The organism is Pseudoclavibacter sp. VKM Ac-2888, assembly GCF_015351285.1.
Classification (GTDB): domain Bacteria; phylum Actinomycetota; class Actinomycetes; order Actinomycetales; family Microbacteriaceae; genus Pseudoclavibacter.
On record NZ_JADKSM010000001.1, the window covers coordinates 1,410,240 to 1,426,932 of the forward strand.

At 69.6% G+C, this 16,693-nt stretch carries 15 protein-coding genes and 1 tRNA gene; 8 read left to right on the forward strand and 8 right to left on the reverse strand.

Annotated features, from left to right (window positions below; all coding sequences use genetic code 11):
- Window positions 1-11: 11 nt before the first annotated feature.
- From ITJ61_RS06775 to ITJ61_RS06785, 3 genes are all read right to left on the reverse strand, one after another.
- Window positions 12-1,133: a hypothetical protein gene (locus tag ITJ61_RS06775; RefSeq protein WP_104241812.1), complete on the reverse strand. Its 1,122-nt coding sequence runs from the start codon at window positions 1,131-1,133 to the stop codon at window positions 12-14.
- A 129-nt stretch (window positions 1,134-1,262) separates the two neighbouring features.
- Window positions 1,263-1,910: a GNAT family N-acetyltransferase gene (locus ITJ61_RS06780; RefSeq protein ID WP_104241814.1), complete on the reverse strand. Its 648-nt coding sequence runs from the start codon at window positions 1,908-1,910 to the stop codon at window positions 1,263-1,265.
- 12 nt (window positions 1,911-1,922) lie between these two features.
- Window positions 1,923-2,843, reverse strand: a complete 921-nt coding sequence (locus ITJ61_RS06785) for a UTP--glucose-1-phosphate uridylyltransferase (protein ID WP_104299298.1) — start codon at window positions 2,841-2,843, stop codon at window positions 1,923-1,925.
- A 133-nt stretch (window positions 2,844-2,976) separates the two neighbouring features.
- Here ITJ61_RS06785 and ITJ61_RS06790 point away from each other — a divergent pair, with 133 nt between their 5' ends.
- From ITJ61_RS06790 to mscL, 3 genes are read left to right on the forward strand one after another with little or no spacing between them, the layout of a single operon-like run.
- Window positions 2,977-3,555: a 5-formyltetrahydrofolate cyclo-ligase gene (locus ITJ61_RS06790; protein ID WP_194685847.1), complete on the forward strand. Its 579-nt coding sequence runs from the start codon at window positions 2,977-2,979 to the stop codon at window positions 3,553-3,555.
- Window positions 3,556-3,614: 59 nt separating this feature from the next.
- Window positions 3,615-3,917 carry an FmdB family zinc ribbon protein gene (locus tag ITJ61_RS06795; RefSeq protein ID WP_194685848.1) on the forward strand — a complete coding sequence of 101 codons (303 nt, stop codon included), beginning with the start codon at window positions 3,615-3,617 and terminating at the stop codon, window positions 3,915-3,917.
- A gap of 45 nt (window positions 3,918-3,962) precedes the next feature.
- The gene (mscL, locus tag ITJ61_RS06800; protein WP_104241822.1) at window positions 3,963-4,400 is read left to right on the forward strand and encodes a large conductance mechanosensitive channel protein MscL; all 438 of its coding nucleotides are present in this window, start codon (window positions 3,963-3,965) and stop codon (window positions 4,398-4,400) included.
- Window positions 4,401-4,586: 186 nt separating this feature from the next.
- Here mscL and ITJ61_RS06805 read toward each other — a convergent pair whose 3' ends face one another.
- From ITJ61_RS06805 to ITJ61_RS06815, 3 genes are read right to left on the reverse strand one after another with little or no spacing between them, the layout of a single operon-like run.
- The gene (locus ITJ61_RS06805) at window positions 4,587-5,915 is read right to left on the reverse strand and encodes an MFS transporter (RefSeq protein WP_194685849.1); all 1,329 of its coding nucleotides are present in this window, start codon (window positions 5,913-5,915) and stop codon (window positions 4,587-4,589) included.
- Window positions 5,908-6,150 carry a hypothetical protein gene (locus ITJ61_RS06810; RefSeq protein ID WP_194685850.1) on the reverse strand — a complete coding sequence of 81 codons (243 nt, stop codon included), beginning with the start codon at window positions 6,148-6,150 and terminating at the stop codon, window positions 5,908-5,910. Before ITJ61_RS06810 ends, ITJ61_RS06805 begins: the two co-directional genes overlap by 8 nt.
- Window positions 6,151-6,152: 2 nt before the next feature.
- Window positions 6,153-10,274: an AAA family ATPase gene (locus ITJ61_RS06815; RefSeq protein ID WP_194685851.1), complete on the reverse strand. Its 4,122-nt coding sequence runs from the start codon at window positions 10,272-10,274 to the stop codon at window positions 6,153-6,155.
- 258 nt (window positions 10,275-10,532) lie between these two features.
- Between ITJ61_RS06815 and ITJ61_RS06820 the strand changes: the two genes are divergently transcribed.
- From ITJ61_RS06820 to ITJ61_RS06830, 3 genes are all read left to right on the forward strand, one after another.
- Window positions 10,533-10,604, forward strand: a tRNA-Arg gene (locus ITJ61_RS06820).
- A 75-nt stretch (window positions 10,605-10,679) separates the two neighbouring features.
- Window positions 10,680-11,222 carry a DinB family protein gene (locus ITJ61_RS06825; RefSeq protein ID WP_104299317.1) on the forward strand — a complete coding sequence of 181 codons (543 nt, stop codon included), beginning with the start codon at window positions 10,680-10,682 and terminating at the stop codon, window positions 11,220-11,222.
- Window positions 11,223-11,311: 89 nt separating this feature from the next.
- The gene (locus ITJ61_RS06830; protein ID WP_194685852.1) at window positions 11,312-12,139 is read left to right on the forward strand and encodes an SDR family NAD(P)-dependent oxidoreductase; all 828 of its coding nucleotides are present in this window, start codon (window positions 11,312-11,314) and stop codon (window positions 12,137-12,139) included.
- Between the two features lie 70 nt (window positions 12,140-12,209).
- Here the strand turns inward: ITJ61_RS06830 and ITJ61_RS06835 are convergent, their stop codons facing one another.
- Window positions 12,210-13,463 (reverse strand): MFS transporter, encoded by a 1,254-nt coding sequence (locus tag ITJ61_RS06835; protein ID WP_194685853.1) that lies wholly within the window; start codon window positions 13,461-13,463, stop codon window positions 12,210-12,212.
- Complete coding sequence (locus ITJ61_RS06840; protein WP_104241832.1) at window positions 13,460-14,308, reverse strand: MurR/RpiR family transcriptional regulator; 849 nt, start codon at window positions 14,306-14,308, stop codon at window positions 13,460-13,462. The genes ITJ61_RS06835 and ITJ61_RS06840 overlap by 4 nt, the downstream gene beginning before the upstream one ends.
- Window positions 14,309-14,519: 211 nt before the next feature.
- Between ITJ61_RS06840 and ITJ61_RS06845 the strand changes: the two genes are divergently transcribed.
- Together ITJ61_RS06845 and ITJ61_RS06850 are read left to right on the forward strand one after the other, a co-directional pair.
- Window positions 14,520-15,107: a tripartite tricarboxylate transporter TctB family protein gene (locus tag ITJ61_RS06845; RefSeq protein ID WP_104241834.1), complete on the forward strand. Its 588-nt coding sequence runs from the start codon at window positions 14,520-14,522 to the stop codon at window positions 15,105-15,107.
- A 1-nt stretch (window position 15,108) separates the two neighbouring features.
- Window positions 15,109-16,680 (forward strand): tripartite tricarboxylate transporter permease, encoded by a 1,572-nt coding sequence (locus tag ITJ61_RS06850; RefSeq protein WP_104307059.1) that lies wholly within the window; start codon window positions 15,109-15,111, stop codon window positions 16,678-16,680.
- Window positions 16,681-16,693 lie beyond the last annotated feature (13 nt).

Here is a 16,693-nt window from a genome sequence, read left to right on the forward strand (position 1 = left end):
CCCGGCGGCAACTAGCCGACGCGGCGGCGGCGCAGTGCTGCGTCGAGGTCGCCCATCCCGGGCTCGATCTCCTCGATGACTCCCATGCTCGCCCAGCGGCTCGGCCGCTTCTCGACGGGCGCGACGACGATCGGGTTCAGGACGACCTCGCTCAGCGCGGGCGACGACTGCGCGAGCCCCGCCCGGGTGGCAGCGGTCTGCGCAAGCGGCATGCCCTCCGTCGCAGCGGATGCGCGCGTCGAGAACGTCGCGATGCCCGGCTGCGCGTGTGCATCCCGGATCTTCTGCTCGGAGCGACGAGCAGCCTCGCGAAGCAGCTCGAGGTGGTTGACCTTCTCGACCTCGACGCCGCCACCGGGACCATCCGGCCCCGGACGACCGGAGGCGTCCCCCGTGTTCTCGACAGCTGTCAGCTCCTCGACTGGCTGGCGCTCGAGGTAGAGCGGCTTCGGCACGGGAACCGGAACCCAGCTCGCGAGCGGCTCAGCGTCATCCGCAGCCGCAATCGGCTGAATCTCGACGGTGGGCGCGTCGCTCACGGAGAAGTCGATCGTCGAGTCGGGGCGACGCTCAGCGCGCGGCACCCGTTGCGTGCCGCCCGCCGCGCGCACCGCGAGGCGCTGCGCGTTCGCGATGCGTGCCAGGCGCTGGAGGCCCGCGACTCCGGCGAGCACGGTCACGACGCCGGCGACGAGCACCCACCAGACGCCGATGCTCGAGCCGAGTGCGATTCCCACGCCGACAGCGATGAGACCGGCGAGCGTGAGCAGGGACGTGACGAGCCGGCCGCGACGCGTTGCGCGGGCGGCCCGCTGGCGGTCCTCGATGGAGCGTGGGACGGCGACCGTCGGAAGAGCACGCCGCGCGGCTTCGTCGCGTTCGCGTTCTGCGCGCTCTGCCTCAGCCTTCGCGCGCTTGATTCGTCGCTCCTGCTCGACGACGCTGCGACCGTCGGCGCGCACACGCGCCTGACCGAGCTCGCTCGTGTTCGCGAGCGAGTGGAGCGCCTGCTGCATCCGGATCGCGTTCTCCTCGGTTGCGAGGTAGTTGCGACGGCGCACCCACGTCGGCACGAAATAGGCGAGCCAGAGCGTCACCGCCAGGGCGAGGACGAGACTGCTGCCGAACTGCATGGCGTCAACATTAAGCGCGGACCGAGCCGCCGACCCCGATTGGTGCGGAGTGTCTGATTCGAGATTGTCGAAGTTCTTGCGACAACCGGCGAAGCAGGCGGATATCAACGCTCGCAGCGTCGCGGCGATTCAGACGAGGGGCTGCGCCGTCCGTTCCCAGTCAGCCTGAGGCACCTGCGCCTCGCGCTCGTCTGCGACACCCTCGCGCCAGCGCCGCAGCACGCCCTGAGGGACCTCCTCGCGGACGACGCCGAAGCAGAAATGGTCGCGCCAGTCGCCGTCGATATGGATGTAGCGGCGACGCAGGCCTTCGTACCTGAAGCCCAGCTTCTCGACGACCCGCAGGGACTTTGCGTTCTCCGGCCGGATGCACACCTCCATGCGGTGCAGGCCGAGGCCCTGCAGGCAGTGGTCGGTGGCCATCGCGGTGGCGATCGTCGCGAGCCCCTTGCCGGCGAACTCACGTGCGACCCAGTAGCCGAGAGTCGCGGATGACAGGGCCCCGTAGCTGATACCGGAGACCGTCAGCTGTCCGGCGAATCGACCCTCGTAGGTGATCACGAACGGCAGAGCCGTGTGCGCTGAGGCCTGGGACAGGAGCGAGCGGATACCACCCCGAACATCCCAGCGGCCACCGCCGCCCGGGCTCGTCGCCTCCCACGGCTGCAGCCACTCGCGGTTCGCGAGCAGCACGGACTCCAACTCCCGCGCGTCCCGGACCCTGATGGGACGCAGCGACACGGGGCCGTGCGTCAGCGTGGGGACGGATGCGCTCATAGAAAGCGGAGTCTACTCGCCGATCGAGGCGGCGAACTGCTTCAGCCACGGGCTGAGCGCGGGTCCGAGCTTCGGGTCGTCGACGGCGAGCTCGACGATCGCCTTGATGTAGTCGAGCTTGTTGCCCGTGTCGAAGCGCCGACCACGGTAGACGACACCGACCACTCCACCCAGCTCCTCGCGGTTCGCGGCGAGCACCTGCAGGGCGTCGGTCAGCTGGATCTCGCCCCCAGCGCCCGGCTTGGTCTGCTCGAGCACCCCGAAGACCTCAGGTCGCAGCAGGTAGCGGCCGATGACGGCGTAGTTCGACGGAGCGTCCTCGAGCGCGGGCTTCTCGACGAGCCCGGTGATCTGGATCGTGTCCGGCCCGGCCCCCGGGACGCCGTCTTCGACACTCGACGACGCGTCGTAGGCGGCGACGCCGTACGAGGAGATCATGGCCGGGTCGACTTCCTGGAGCGCGACGACGCTCGCGCCGGTCGCCTCGTGCACCTCGATCATGCGCGAGAGCAGCGATCCGCCCGCCATGATGTCGTCGCCGAGCAGCACGGCGAAGGGCTCGTGGCCGACGTGCTGGTGCGCACGCAGGACCGCGTGCCCCAGACCGAGCGGATCCCCCTGGCGCAGATAGTGGACATCGGCGAGATTCGTGGCCGCGCGGACGCGATCGAGCTTCTCCGTCTCCCCGCGCGCCTCGAGCAGCGCTTCGATCTCGGCGACACGATCGAAGTGGTTCTCGAGCGTCGTCTTGTTGCGCCCCGTGATCATGAGCACGTCCGACAGCCCCGCCTCGACGGCTTCCTCGACCACGTACTGGATGGCGGGACGGTCGACGACCGGGAGCATCTCCTTGGGAATGGCTTTCGTCGCGGGCAGGAACCTCGTCCCGAGGCCCGCAGCTGGAATAACGGCCTTAGTGATGCGCGAGGACATAGGCCGTATCGTATGGCCACCGAATGCCATCGCGAAACGCAGGTGCACGTGGCGCGTCATTGCGGCACGGGCTCCGGGTTCTCGGCCAAGCTCTCCCCAACCCGCGAGGGGTCGCTTCGCTAGGCTCGTTCCCATGTCGACCGATGCGAAGACCGAGAAACGAGCACTCCGCGCCGACACCAGACAGCGCCGCCGCAGCCACGGTGAACTGCTCCTGGCAGAGCATGGGGAGCAGATCTCCCTCCGCCTGCAGCAGCTCGTCGCCGAGCACGGCGCGACGCGCATCTCCTGCTACCTGTCGGGCGAATTCGAACCGAGCACGCGGCCCTTCCTCGCCTGGGCCGGTGCAGCTGACATCACCGTCCTGCTGCCCGTCACGCGGGAGGACGGACTCCTCGACTGGGTCGTCTCCGACGGGCAGTCTGAGCGCCCGCACGAGCTCGGATTCCCCGAGGCCACGGGCGATCTCCTCGGCCCCATCGCCCTCGGCGACGCCGACCTGCTCATCATCCCCGCCGCATCCGTCGACCGTGAAGGCTACCGGATGGGCTGGGGTCGCGGGTACTTCGACCGCACGCTCGGCTCCATGGCCGGCCGGCCGCCCGTCTACGCGGTGGTCTACGACGACGAGGTGCTCGAGGCTGTCCCTCGTGAGGTGCACGACGAGCGAGTGGATGGGGTCGTCACCCCGTCGGGAATCCGACGTTTCTGAAGCATCACCCCGCCGGCTCTCTCGCGCGATTATGCTGTTCTGGTCCCGAAAGCGAGATTATGCCTACCTACTCATACCGTTGCACCGAATGTGACAACGCCTTCGATATCCAGCAGGGGTTCGCTGACGCGAGCCTCACCGTCTGCGACAAGTGCGGAGGCAAGCTGCGCAAGGTCTTCGGTGCCGTCGGCGTCTCCTTCAAGGGATCCGGCTTCTACCGGACCGATTCCGCAGCCAGCGCGAAGAAGAGCTCGAGCTCTTCCTCCGCCTCGACTTCCGCGGAGGCGAAGCCCGCCGCGACCAAGAAGGAAGCGGCACCCGCCGCCGCCTCGAGCGGCAGCAGCTCCCCCGCCGCGTCCTGAACTGACACGACTCAGCACTCCAGCACCGAACGAAAGGGGGACCCCATGAAGGGATTCCGCGAATTCATCATGCGGGGCAATGTCATCGAGCTTGCCGTCGCCGTCATCATCGGCGCAGCGTTCACGAGCATCGTCAACGCCATCGTCGATGGCATCTTCAACCCGGTCATCGCCGCCCTGTTCAACGCGGACGACATCGCGGCCGCCACGGTCACGATCGGCACGGTGCCCATCGGCTTCGGCGCGGTCATCGCCGCGATCATCCAGTTCGTCCTGATCGCAGCGGTCGTGTACTTCGCGATCATCCTGCCGATCAACAAGCTCAACGACATGAGCTACCGCCTCATCCACGGCAAGCCGAAGCCTGCCGTCGAGGCCGCGGTCACCGAGAAGGACGTGCTCGAGGAGATCCGCGACCTTCTCAAGGCACAGCAGGAGGCACCCGCGAAGCTCCAGGGCGAGGGCCCCGAGACCCGCTCCTAGGTGAGACGCCGAGCTCGGCGCAGCAGCGCTGCCAGCTCGGACCACTCCGCAGGAACGCCGCCGGTCACCCGGCGGCGTTCCTGTCTCTGCATGCAGACGCTGCAAGTCGCATCCAGCCGTGATGCCGCCGCCAGCCCCCTGGCCACGTCGCCTCCTGCGCCGCTTCCAGCGCTGACGGTCGCTCGCTCAGGACGAGCGGAATGTCTCGCGGCCCCACACCCAGGAGAGACAGGCGATGGCGAGCATCATCGAGGAGATGATGATCGCCCAGGTGAAGCCGAACAGGTCGGCGATGACGCCGGCGACGATGGGGCCGAGGATGCTGCCGGCGTCCTGCGTCATCTGGTAGGTGGAGAGCACCTGGCCGCCGCTTCGGCCGTAGCCGATGATGTCGGAGATGACCGCCTGCTCGGCGGGCGCGGCCAATCCGGAACCGAGCCCGAGCACGAAGCTGAGGGCGAGCATCGTGACGATGTCGCCGGCGAACGCGGTGGCGAACATCGCGACCGCGGAGACGCCGAGTCCGACGAGAATGAAGGGCCTTCGCCCGATGCGGTCGGTCTTCCGGCCGGCGTACTGGAGCGAGATGACGTTCCCGACGGCGCCGACCGCGATGACGACGCCGATGACCCACGGTTCCTGGCTGATGCTCGTCGCGACGAACAGCGGGAGGATCGCGGTGCGGACCCCGAAGTTCGCCCATCCGTTGGCGAAGCCGAACACGAGGGACGCGCGATACGCGGAGTCCTGGAGCGCCTCGCGGAGCGACTTCGGCTCGAGCTTCTTGGCCGCGGGTGCACGGTCGTCGCCGGCGTCGTGCAGGCCGGCTTCCTCGGCGGTCTTCTTCGCCGTGATGCGGTGAGCGCGGCCCATCATGATGCCGACGATGGCCGCCGCGATCACGAGTGTTCCCGAGTAGACGAGGAACGGCACTCCGATGCCGAACTGCGCAAGCGCCCCGCCGACCGCCGGGCCCGCGATGTTCCCGACGAGGAAGATACCGCCCCAGAGGGCGGAGATTCGGCCGCGGATCTGCGGCGGGGAGTAGCGGGCGATCATGCCGGCCGCCGAGATCGTGAACATGACCGACCCGACGCCGCCGAGACCACGGAACACGAGCAGCTGCCAGTAGTCCTGCGCGAACGCGACGGCAGCGGTCGAGGCGGCCACGATCAGCAGGCCGGCGACGTAGATGCGCCGCTCCCCCAGCCGGTTGATGAGGGCTCCCGCTCCGGGCGCGAAGACGAGCCGCATGAAGGCGAACGCACTCACGACCACCGACACGAGGGTCGCGCCGACGCCGAAGCTCAACGCGTACTGCGGGAGGACGGGCACGATGAGCGCGAAGCCGATCGCGATGAAGAAGGTCGCGACGAGCAGGACCCAGATCTCCGCGGGGATGGGCGGTCGCGCGTCGTCGGCGCTCGAGACGATGGGGACCTGGCCGGTTGTCGGATGCTCGGGGTCGGAGCCGGGGACGGTCGGGTCGTTCGGCTCTATCGCCCGCTCAGCCATAGTGCGGCGGCTTGTCGGCGCGCAGTCGGTCGTCGTTGGGCCCGCGGGGGCTCTCCACGCGGTCGTCGGCGTAGCGGACGGGCGCGTCGCCCCACGCGGCGGGGGAATCCTCGCCGGCGAGCACGGCGGGCCCGCTCGAGCCGTCGGCCGATTGGGGGTTCGGGTCGCTGCCGGGTGGTGGTTCCGTGGTGACTCGGCGTCGCGGTTTCCGTGGTGCGGGCGTGCCGGGGTTCACGCTCAGCTCGCACCGCCTGGCTCGCCAGGGCGGCCGATCGCGATCTGCTGGTTCCCGTCCGGCAGCGTGACCGATTCGAGGTTCGCGCTGGATGCCGCACCGCTCGGCGCGGCACCGGAGGTGAGCTGACCGAGCTCTCCTTGCAGGGAACCGGCAGTGATAACCGCGGTCTCCGCCGGCAGCGGCACCTTGAGCGCCTTCGCGATGCGTCGTGCCACCGCTTCCGGATGCGCGAAGAGCTCGAACGAGTGCACTCGAAGGTAGTACCAGCCGAGGCGCTTGAGGAGCTCAGGGCGCAGACGCAGCGTCTCCCGCAGCGTCGCATCGGCCGAACCCGCGATCCTCAGGTCGAGGCCGTCGGTATCGATCGCGATGGCGCGGCCCTTGTAGGCCGCGGCGAGCGGGATGCGGCCGCGGTGGAACAGCTCGACCGTCATTCCGAACGACTCGAGGCGGTTCGCGAGGTCGAGCAGCATGGGCGGCGCCTCGACCTCGCGGTCGTCGACCTCGGTGCCGTCGTCGTCGGAAGCGGGCGTCTGCTCTGCTGCGCCCCGCTCAACGCCTGGGCCAGTGCCCGTGCCCGTGCCCGGTGCATCGCCGTTGGTCTCTGCCTCGCCGAGGATCTGCGCGAGTCCGAGCACTCCGCGGGACATGCGCGAAGGGTCGAGCTCGCCGGGGCGGATGCACGAGACGATGACCAGCGAGCGACGCGCCCTCGTCATGGCGACGGCAAGCGCGCGCTCGCCGAGCTCGGTGCCGAGCACTCCGAAGTTCGCGAGGACGCGCCCGTGGGGTGTGCGGCCGAAGCCGATGGAGAAGATCACGCGGTCCCGTGACTGCGCTGTGGCCAGCTCGATCGTGGTGACCGTGAACGGTTCCCCACGTGCTGCCGTGAAGAAGTCGGCGATGTCGCTCCGGCGCGAGGCGGCCGAGTAGACCGCCTGCTCGACCCGGCGGGCGTGCAGCGCGGAAGCCGTGACGACCATGAGCGATTCGCGGGGCCGGTGCACGGCGTGGTCGACGACGAGCTCCACGACGCGGCTGACCTCGCCGTCGGTGGATTCCACCCCTCCCGTGATCGGGTCAGGCAGGCCCGTGCCGTTCTCGACGAAGGAGAAGCTGAGGCTCGAGTGCCCGAGCAGGGTCCCCGCCCACGGCATGGAGCGGATGCGCCCCTTGTAGAAGCGCCTGTTGATGAGCTCCGCGAGGTCTTCTCCGCCGGCCCGATAGCTGCGCGTGAGCGCGTGCTCCGGCAGGAACTCCGCGAGCCGCGAGTACACGGACTCGCCGACGGCGTCCTCGTGGCGCAGTCCCCACGCGTCGGTGCTGTCCGCCGCCGGGCGGGTCACGGCGACCGTGAACGGCGTCGGGTACTGGGTGACGGGGTCGCCGAATGCGACGACCTGGTCGCCTCTGCGGATCGCGCCGATGCTCTCGGCGATCGACATGGTTCCAGCATCCACGAGCACAACCGTGTCGAAGTGGATGCGCTCGCTCACGAGCGGCACGTCGTACGGGGTGGTCAGCCACAGCTGGGCGATGCTCTTGGAGACGTCGCCGGCCTCGACGGCCAGCTTCGTGGAGGGAACGCCGGGACGGCGCAGGAGCTGGCGGAGCGCATCCGCCTGCTCGCTGTAGTCGACGATGGCGACCTTCCACGCTTCGGCGAGCTGCCAGGCGAGCTGGGCAGCCGAGTGGTCGGTGTGGGCCTGGTCGACGACTCGGAAGTCGCTCTCGAGGCGAGTCACGACTCGCGTGTTGGCGTTCAGGAGCGCCTTGTCGCGGTCGAGGAGATCTTCGAGCACCGACTGCCACCAAGCGAGCTCGAGCTCGTCGCCGAGCGCCTCAGCCTCGACGTGGCGTTCGGAGAGGTCCTCGAGCAGCGGCGTCAGGCCGAGGTTCTCGAGGCGCTCGATGATGGTGAGGCGCTCGACGAGGTTGTGCAGCACCTCGCTGTCGGCCGCGAGCTCCGTGATGCGGGCCGGGAGCTCGGCCAGCGGCAGCTCGCTGAGCGAGACGGCTCCGGCGTCGACGAGCGGCTCGTCGAGGAGGCGCAGCTTCTCCGCGACCTCGCGGTGGAACTTGCGCACGTCGGAGATGCCCGTCGGGACGGTCGGCGTAGAGCCGTCCGTGACGTAGCGGTGCCAGAGGATGCGCTGGCGCTGGGCGAGCTTGAGCGACTCGTGGAGGTCGTCCACGACGACGCCGGGCCGCACGTAGTCCTTCGCGAGCTGGCGCAGCTGGCGGCGGCGGGCCGACGTCAGGTCGCTGCCGTCGCGCTTCGGGTTCGTGGCGTGGATGACGTCCGTCAGCGAGTGGTCGAAGACCGCGGGGCGGAACCGGTCGAGGGTCTCGCGCAGGTCGAGCAGGAGGCGCAGGTAGATGCCGAGCTCGCCGTAGGTCTCTGCCGGGCGCATCCTGGTGCGTCCGACGAGTTCCTGGGCACGGTCGATGACCTCGACGAGGGTGCCGGCGTCGAGCTCGATGGCGGCTTCCTGCGCGCGGTTCGCCTCGTCGGTCGACTCGAAGGACACGCCGTACCAGGGCGAGTCGTCCGGGCCGTACTTGAACTGGCCGAGCTCGCCGGCGGCGCGCAGCTGGCGGGCGATGGCGTCGCGGCCAGTCGCGATCGCCTCGATGGCGTCACGGTCGAGTCGAGCGGTCGTCGTCGGCGGCTGCTCGCGCAGCTCGAGGCGGGAGAGCTCCTCCAGCGCGTCGAGGGCCGAGACGCCGAGGGCGGGGTCGGGGTGCACCAGCGCGTCGCGGTAGTCGGCGAGCACGTGGCGGAGGCGGACGAGGGCGTCGTCGAGCTCGTGCATCGCGGGCTTGCGGGCCTTCTCGTTGCGCGAGATCGAGGCGATCGCGTCGCGGCGCAGGGTGCGCGGCGTGACGGCGAGCCCCTCGAGCCCGACGCTCTTGAGGCGCGCCCGAATGGCGCGGATGCTCGCGGAACGGGGCGTGACGACGAGCACGCGCTTGCCGTCGGCGACGAGCAGACCGAGCGCGTTGATGACGGTCTGCGTGAGGCCTGTGCCCGGCATGGTGTTGATGACGGCCGAATTGCCGGCAGCGATGGCGTCGACGACGCGCTCCTGCTCGGTGTCCGCGTCGAGGAGGAACCGGTCCCCCACCGGGTCGCGGCGGTCAGGGCTCGGTCGCTGCTCAGCCGGCTGCACGGCGGCCACCTTCTGGCGCGCCTCCTCGTCTCCGGCGAGTGCCCGCAGAACGGGGTGCGTGAGCTCGTTCGTGTCGCGGAGCATGGCGCTCGCGACTTCCCCGAAGCTCGAGATGACAGCGCGCGCCGAGACCGTGAACTGCGGGATGGATGCGCCGAGCGCGCGAGTGCGGTCGAAGACGTGCTGCGGGAGGAAGGCGTCGTTCGACTTCGCCAGCTCGAGCAGCTCGGCAACCGGGAGTCGCACTCCGAAGTGCTGCGCAAGGTGCCTCGCAAGGGACGCGTTCACTCGGCTGGGGCCCTTGAGGGTGAACTCGTAGTCGCGGCCCGCGCGGCGCAGGTCGACCGTGCGGGTCAGGATGGGGGCGCGGAAGTGGGTGCCGTCCTGCGTCCACTCGGCGAAGCCCGTGGCCAGCTGGATCGTGCTCATGCCGCGGCCAGCGAGCAGCTCGGTGCCCTTCTGCGCGATGAGGTCGGCCGCGTCGCGCGCCCCGCGGAACGAGGAGTGCTCGCGGACGAGGGCAGACAGCAGCACGGTCTTGCCCGCCGCGAAGGGGGCGATGCCGCCCGGGTGCGCGCTGGTCAGCTCGACGTACGTGCCGGGTTCGTCGGCGAAGTCGAGCAGAGGGGATGGTCCGCCGAGCTGCGCGAGCTCGTGCAGCCATGAATCCTGCGCCGCGTCGACTGCGGCTTCGAGCGCCCTCGCCTGCTCGGCGCGTTCGAGGTCGAGCGCAGTGAGCGCCTCCTCGTCGGCGGAGGGAACCGGGTGGGTCCTGCGCTCGTGCGCAACCGCATCCGCGACCCAGGAACGGCCTCGCGTGAGGCTCGGGCCGTCGCCACCTCGTGCCCTGACGCCGTCCTCGTGGTCGCGTCCGAGATCGAGGTCGTCGTCCGTCTCGCGGGCCTCGCTGTCGCGCGCCTCACGCTCACGTTCGAGGCGTTCGCGCACTGGACTGAGGTCGGGTATCGGCTCCGTCTCATTGTTTGTGGGCGCACCCTTGCCGGAGCCGTGACCGTCGCTCTTCGCGTCGCCCGGCTCTGAACCTCGTTTACGAAACAGACCCCACACGCGTGACACTGTAGGTGTCTGGGCCCTTCGGCGGGTGGAGGCGCGCGTGCGTCGCCCGCACCTCGACCAACTTTTCGTCCCGAAATCAGGCGCCACTGCACACGGGAGGCCGCCAGCACCGGTAGCATTGTCGCGCCAGCCTCTGTAGCTCAATGGAAGAGCAGTTGCGTCCTAAGCAAACGGTTGGGGGTTCGAGTCCCTCCAGGGGCACTGTTCATTCCGTGCGGCAGTCTGCGCACGTGCCAGACTCACGGCTCGCCAGGTGGCGGTGCCTAGACTCGCACGATGACGACGATCTTCGACGCGCAGGACCGCCCAGAGCCGCCCCTCGGTGAGGACGAGTGGTCGACGCTCAACGGCTTCCTCGATTTCCACCGGGCGACGCTCGCCTGGAAGCTCTCGGGCCTCGGCTCGGCCGAACTGTCGAGGACGCTGCCGCCGAGCAGCATGACGCTCGGGGGCCTCGTCAAGCACCTCACGTACGTGGAGGACGACTGGTTCGGGGTTGTCCTCTTCGGCGAGGAGCAACGCGAGCCGTGGGCGTCCGTCGACTGGACGAAGACGCCCGACTGGGAGTGGGACGCCGCGAGCGCGCAGGAGCCAGCCGAGCTGCTCGCCGAGTGGGAGGCGTCGGTTGCACGCGCGCGGGCCGCCGCGGAGCGCGCGTTCCGCGCCGGGGGCCTCGCCTACCCCGCCGCGAAGGGGTTCTCGGACGGCCGGATTCCTCGCCTGCGGTGGATCCTCATCCACATGGTCGAGGAGTACTCCAGGCACAACGGCCACGCCGACCTGCTGCGCGAGGCGATCGACGGGAGCGTCGGCGAGTAGGGGGTCCCGCGCCTCGGCTCGGCTCGGCTCGGCTCGGCTCGGCTGCGTCGATACACCGTGCGGGGAGGATCATCGCCTAGCGTCGAGCTATGAGCACAGCGCAGACCTGGCTGATCACTGGCGCGAACCGCGGACTCGGACGCGCCCTGACCCTCGCCGCACTGGGCGCGTCGCACAACGTCGTCGCGACGGTGCGCGGCGAGCACTCACTCCCGGAGCACGACCGACTGCTGGTCCTCCCCCTCGACGTGCGGAACCGAGCGGCGGCCTTCGACGTCGTCGAGCGGGCCTCCTCGCATTTCGGGGCCGTCGACGTTCTCGTCAACAACGCCGGGTACGGCCTTATCGCCGCGGCGGAGGAGGTCACTGAGCCGGAAGCTCGCAGCATCATCGACACCGATCTCCTCGGACCGCTCTGGCTCAGCCAGGCGGTGCTGCCCGGGATGCGGGCACGCGGCGCCGGCCACATCGTGCAGATCTCGACGGTCGGCGCGGTCGGCACCGTGCCGACGCTCGGCCTCTACAACGCGGCCAAGTGGGGACTCGAGGGCTTCAGCGAAGCGCTGGCCGCCGAAGTCGCCGGCTTCGGCATCCGAGTGACGATCGTGCAGCCGGGCGAGCTCGGCACCGACTGGGCCGGAGGCAGCATGCAGTTCAGCACGCCCATCGGCGCCTACGACGACCTGCGCACGCAGCTCTTCGGAACGCCGAGCGTCCCCTGGCCTGCGCCGCCGGCCGGTGTGGAACCGAGCGGCACCTCCCCCGCGTCTGCGGCGGAGGCGATCCTCTCGCACGTCGGCGACCCCGGCGACACTCGACTGCGTGTGCTCATCGGCGACGACGCACCACCCCAGGTGCACGCCGCCCTGACCGCCCGACTCTACGACTACGGCCAGGACCCTCGCTTCCCCCAGTGAGATTCGGCCCCACCGCGGCGAAAGCTGGGATGGGGCCGACGCGCTGCTCACACGGCCCTCGCGCCCGACCTCAGCGCGGGGCCTCCTCGTCATCGACGCTCGACCCGGTCACGATGAGCAGCGCGGCCGCGAGCACCGCCGCGTTCGCCCACAGGATGACGCTCACGCCGAGCGGCCCGGCGACCGCACCGATACCGAGCGGCAGCACGATCTGCGCGAAGCGGTTCGCCGTCATGCGCAGGCCGAGCGCCTGCCCGTTCACCTCCTTCGGCGTGATGCGCACCACCCACGACATCGTGAGCGGCTGCGGGATGCCGAGGGCGACGCCCAGCGCGATCATGACGGGAATCGCGCCGAGCGCGGCGACAAACGGCAACGCGACGAGCGCACCCACGCCGCAGCCGATGGAGACGAGCAGCAGCGCCTTGCGTCCGAAGCGGGACACGAGCCGGCTGAGACCGACCCTCGAGACGACGGACACGAGGGCCCTGACGGCGAGCAGCGCACCCACGGCGACGCTCGACACGCCCTTCTCCGAAGCCCACAGAGGAACGAACGTGTACAGGAGATCGACCGTCACGAGGACGGCGGCGCTCACTACGACCGACCGCCACAGGCCGTTGCCCCTGCCGAGATCGACAAGACGGGGGCGCCGCTTCGGCACCCCGCCACTCGCATCCGTCGCGGATTCGGCCTCGGCATGCTTCGCCGCTGCGGACTGCCGGTCGGCGCGCAGGAGCGCCGGCGTGCCGAGAAGTCCGAGCACCACCAGCACGATGCAGGCGATCGCCCCGAGCACAGTGTCCGGGGCACTCGCCTCGACGGCCCCGACCGAGGCGGTCAGGGTGACGATGGGCGGACCGACGAGCTGCCCGAGGGATGCGGCGGTGGTGAGCACCGCGAACGTGCCGTCGCTGGTGCCGTCGCGTCCGCGATGGGCCGTGAATGTCTGCTGCCCGATCATGACGAAGAGGCTGCCGATCCCCGTCGTCGCCGCCGCGACCACGAGGATCCAGAGCTCGTTCGCCCAGCAGAGCAGGACTGGGCCGCTCACGAAGACGGCCACGCCGAGCAGCGCGACCCTCGCTCCCCCGATCAGGTCAGACAGCCGTCCGACCGGAAGCGCCGCCACCAGTGCAGGCGCCGCGAACGAGGCCGCGACGAGCCCGAGCGCGAACCCCGTCGCACCGAGCTCGACCGCCTTGTAGCCGATCATGAGACGCGCGCCCACCCACGCTGACTGCAGCAGCGCCGCTTGGACGCTCAGCGCGAAGCGCCACGGCTGCTCACCGCCTGCTGGGGGTCGGCGTCGCCGCCCCGTCATGGACGCCGGGGAGCTTCCTCGGAGCCACCGAAGTGCCTGGTCAGGTCCTCGATCTGGCTGCGCACTGCGGCGTAGCGACTGCGGTCGAGGTGGAATACGGCGAGCTGGAGCGAATAGGTGAGAGCGATGGGCACCAGCGGCGTGCGGTAGCTGCTGTCGTCGCCGCGAGGAGCCGCGATGAGGTGGTCCGGGTTCGGCCGGAAATGGAACCCGGGCACGTCGCTGATGAGCACGACCTTCCCGCCTCGGCGCTGGCACTCCGACATGAGCGGGGCGAGACGGATCGACGCCTCCCTGAGGGCGTACGCGATGAGCGTCGAATCACCATCGAATCCGACCATGTTCTCGGCGAGGTCCTTCGCGCTGTTCTCGAGCGTGACGACCGTGAACCCGAGCCGACGCATACGCCTCGCCGCGAGATCACGGAGGGGTCGTTCGTCGTCGGCGTCCGAGAAGACGTAGATCGTCGTCGACGCGTCGATCGCTCGAGCCGCGGCCTCCATGACGTCCTGCGGCACGTACTTCGCGAGCCGTTCGAGCGCCTCCGCTTCATCGCTCGCGAACGAGTAGAGGTCGTGGCCCGACTCTGCCCGCATGTAGCTCTCCTGCTCGGCAGCCTCAGAGCCCTCATCCCGCTGCAGATCGGCTCGCAGGTCGGGGTAGCCGCGGTAGCCGAGCTTCTGCGCCAGACGGACGACAGTCGACTCGTGGGTGCCCGCGCGCTGCGCGATCTCGGCTGCCGGCGCCTCCGAGACGCGCTCGCCTGACAGCAGCACGGCCATGACCTTGCGCTCTGAGCTGCTCAGCTGCTTGGTGCTGCTGGCGATGACCGATCTGAAACTCACCTGGACTCCTCATTGAGTGGATGCTGTTGCCCGTGCAACTGCCGCTGCTCACAGCAACACAGTGCCAGCTTTTCTTGCTCTGCTTGACACTCTCCCACAATCCTGCAACCATGTGCAAGGTTGCAAGTTCACTCGAAGGGGCGAACGCTCCGGGAGCAGGGCTTTCCCGAAACGCACCAGGATTCGAACCGCAGAGAGGCGGAGGACAACGATGTCATCGAACAGGATCAGAGCAGAATGGGGCATCGCAGCCGCCTGCGTCGTGGCGGCAATCGCCTTCGGCGGCGCCGCGGTGAGCTACGGCCTCACCGCGGATACCGGGGTCGGAGCCGGCCTCATGCCGCTCGTCGCCGCGGTCTTCGTCGGCGGTGCCGGCCTCCTCTGGGCCCTCCGCCTCGCCGCAGAGCGAGTCCGCGGCGCGCCCCCAGCGCACCTCCCGGATCTCCCGACTGCGACCGGCTCGATCGGGACGGACGCACCCTTCGAGGCGCTCCTCGAAGGAGAAGAGAGCGACGAGATGGACGACGAGTCGCTGCCGGACAAGGCGGCGTGGCTCCGGATCGGCACGATCGTCGGAAGCGTCGCCCTCGGCGCCGCACTCCTCCCCCTCCTCGGCTACTCGGTCGTCATGGTGCTCATGCTCACGACCGTCCTCATCTTCGTCGGTGGGCGCCGCTGGTGGATCTCCCTCCTCGTCGCGCTCGTCGTGACGGGCCTCTCGCGCCTCGTCTTCGAGGTGTGGCTCAACACCGCGCTGCCGCACGCGAGCATCGCTCCCCTCAGCTGGATTGGACTCTGACATGGGCTTCGAGAACCTCATCGGCGGCCTCATCACCGTCCTCACCCCCGAGCACCTGCTCTTCGCCCTCCTCGGCTGCGTCATCGGCATGCTCGTGGGTGTGCTCCCCGGCTTCGGCCCAGCCGCCGCCGTCTCGCTGCTGATCCCGGTCACCTTCGGCCTGGACGCGACAACAGCCATCATCATGCTCGCCGCCATCCTCTACGGAGCGGCCTACGGCGGGACGATCACGGCCGTCCTCCTTCGCATACCCGGCGAGGCCTCGTCCATCGCGACGACGCTCGACGGCTACGAGATGGCCAAGAGGGGGCGAGGAGGGCCCGCGCTCGTGATCGCAGCCCTCGCCTCGTTCGTCGGCGGCCTCATCGGGGTCATCGGATTCGTGCTCGTCGCCCCCTTCAGCAGACTCGCCCTCGAATTCGGCGCCCCCGAGCTCTTCCTCGTCTCGGTGCTGGGCATGGCGCTCGTCGCGAGCTTCGCCGGCCGCGACCCGGCCAAGGCGCTCCTCAGCGTCGGCGTCGGACTTGCCATCGCGAGCGTCGGCATCGACCAGGGCCAGGGAGTGCAGCGCTTCACCTTCGAGATGCCCGAGCTCTTCGACGGCCTCGGCCTCGTCGCGATCGTCATGGGCGTGTTCGGCATGAGCGAGGTGCTCGCCCAGGCGCGCGGCGGCAAGGACGGCATCCGCAAGCCCATCAAGGTCGGCAAGCTCCTCCCGACGGGTACCGACCTGCGGCGCTCCGCCGGACCCTTCATGCGCGGATCCTTCATCGGGTTCGTCATGGGCCTCCTGCCCGGCTCACCCGGCGCCGCGACCTCGCTCGCCTCCTACGCCCTCGAGAAGCGCATCTCGCGCCGGGGCGGGGAGTTCGGAAAGGGCGCCGTCGAGGGCGTCGCGGGGCCGGAGGCGGCGAACAACGCACTCGCCGTCTCCTCCATGATCCCGCTCTTCACGCTCGGCATCCCGACGAGCGCCACCGTGGCCATCATGGCCGGCGCCTTCACGATCAACGGCCTCATCCCCGGCCCGCTCCTGTTCCGCGACAACCCTGAGGTCGCCTGGGCGATCATCGCGAGCCTGCTCGTCGGCAACGTGATCCTCCTCATCCTCAACGTGCCGCTCGCGCGAGTGTGGATCGCGGTGCTCAAGGTGCCGTTCCACTACCTGATGGCCGTCATCATCGCGTTCATGTTCCTCGGCACCTACAGCATCAACGGCTCAGCATTCGACATCTTCGTGATGCTCGGGGCAGGCATCGTCGGCTACCTCTTCCACCTGTTCGCCGTGCCCCTCACCCCGCTGGTGCTCGCCGTGATCCTCGGGCCGATGCTCGAGGAGAACTTCCAGCGCTCCCTCGCCCTCTCACGCGGCGACTACTCCGTGTTCCTCAGCAGCGGCATCAGCGTGACGCTGCTCATCGTGATCGTCGTCGCGGTGCTGTTCGGTGCCGCCCGCCCGCTCCTCAGCTCGCTGCTCGCGAAGCGCGTCGCGCGGATGAACGCGAAGCGGCTCGCCCTGGAGCTCGAGGAGCAGACCCCCGAGATGCAGACCACCTCATCCACCAACCGCTAGCACCCCTGGACCG

Coding starts and splice junctions, on each gene's coding strand:
- ITJ61_RS06775 (WP_104241812.1), bottom strand. CDS start 1,133: ATGCAGTTCGGCAGCAGTCTCGTCCTCGCCCTGGCGGTGACGCTCTGG.
- ITJ61_RS06780 (WP_104241814.1), bottom strand. CDS start 1,910: ATGAGCGCATCCGTCCCCACGCTGACGCACGGCCCCGTGTCGCTGCGT.
- ITJ61_RS06785 (WP_104299298.1), bottom strand. CDS start 2,843: ATGTCCTCGCGCATCACTAAGGCCGTTATTCCAGCTGCGGGCCTCGGG.
- ITJ61_RS06790 (WP_194685847.1), top strand. CDS start 2,977: ATGTCGACCGATGCGAAGACCGAGAAACGAGCACTCCGCGCCGACACC.
- ITJ61_RS06795 (WP_194685848.1), top strand. CDS start 3,615: ATGCCTACCTACTCATACCGTTGCACCGAATGTGACAACGCCTTCGAT.
- mscL (WP_104241822.1), top strand. CDS start 3,963: ATGAAGGGATTCCGCGAATTCATCATGCGGGGCAATGTCATCGAGCTT.
- ITJ61_RS06805 (WP_194685849.1), bottom strand. CDS start 5,915: ATGGCTGAGCGGGCGATAGAGCCGAACGACCCGACCGTCCCCGGCTCC.
- ITJ61_RS06825 (WP_104299317.1), top strand. CDS start 10,680: ATGACGACGATCTTCGACGCGCAGGACCGCCCAGAGCCGCCCCTCGGT.
- ITJ61_RS06830 (WP_194685852.1), top strand. CDS start 11,312: ATGAGCACAGCGCAGACCTGGCTGATCACTGGCGCGAACCGCGGACTC.
- ITJ61_RS06835 (WP_194685853.1), bottom strand. CDS start 13,463: ATGACGGGGCGGCGACGCCGACCCCCAGCAGGCGGTGAGCAGCCGTGG.
- ITJ61_RS06845 (WP_104241834.1), top strand. CDS start 14,520: ATGTCATCGAACAGGATCAGAGCAGAATGGGGCATCGCAGCCGCCTGC.
- ITJ61_RS06850 (WP_104307059.1), top strand. CDS start 15,109: ATGGGCTTCGAGAACCTCATCGGCGGCCTCATCACCGTCCTCACCCCC.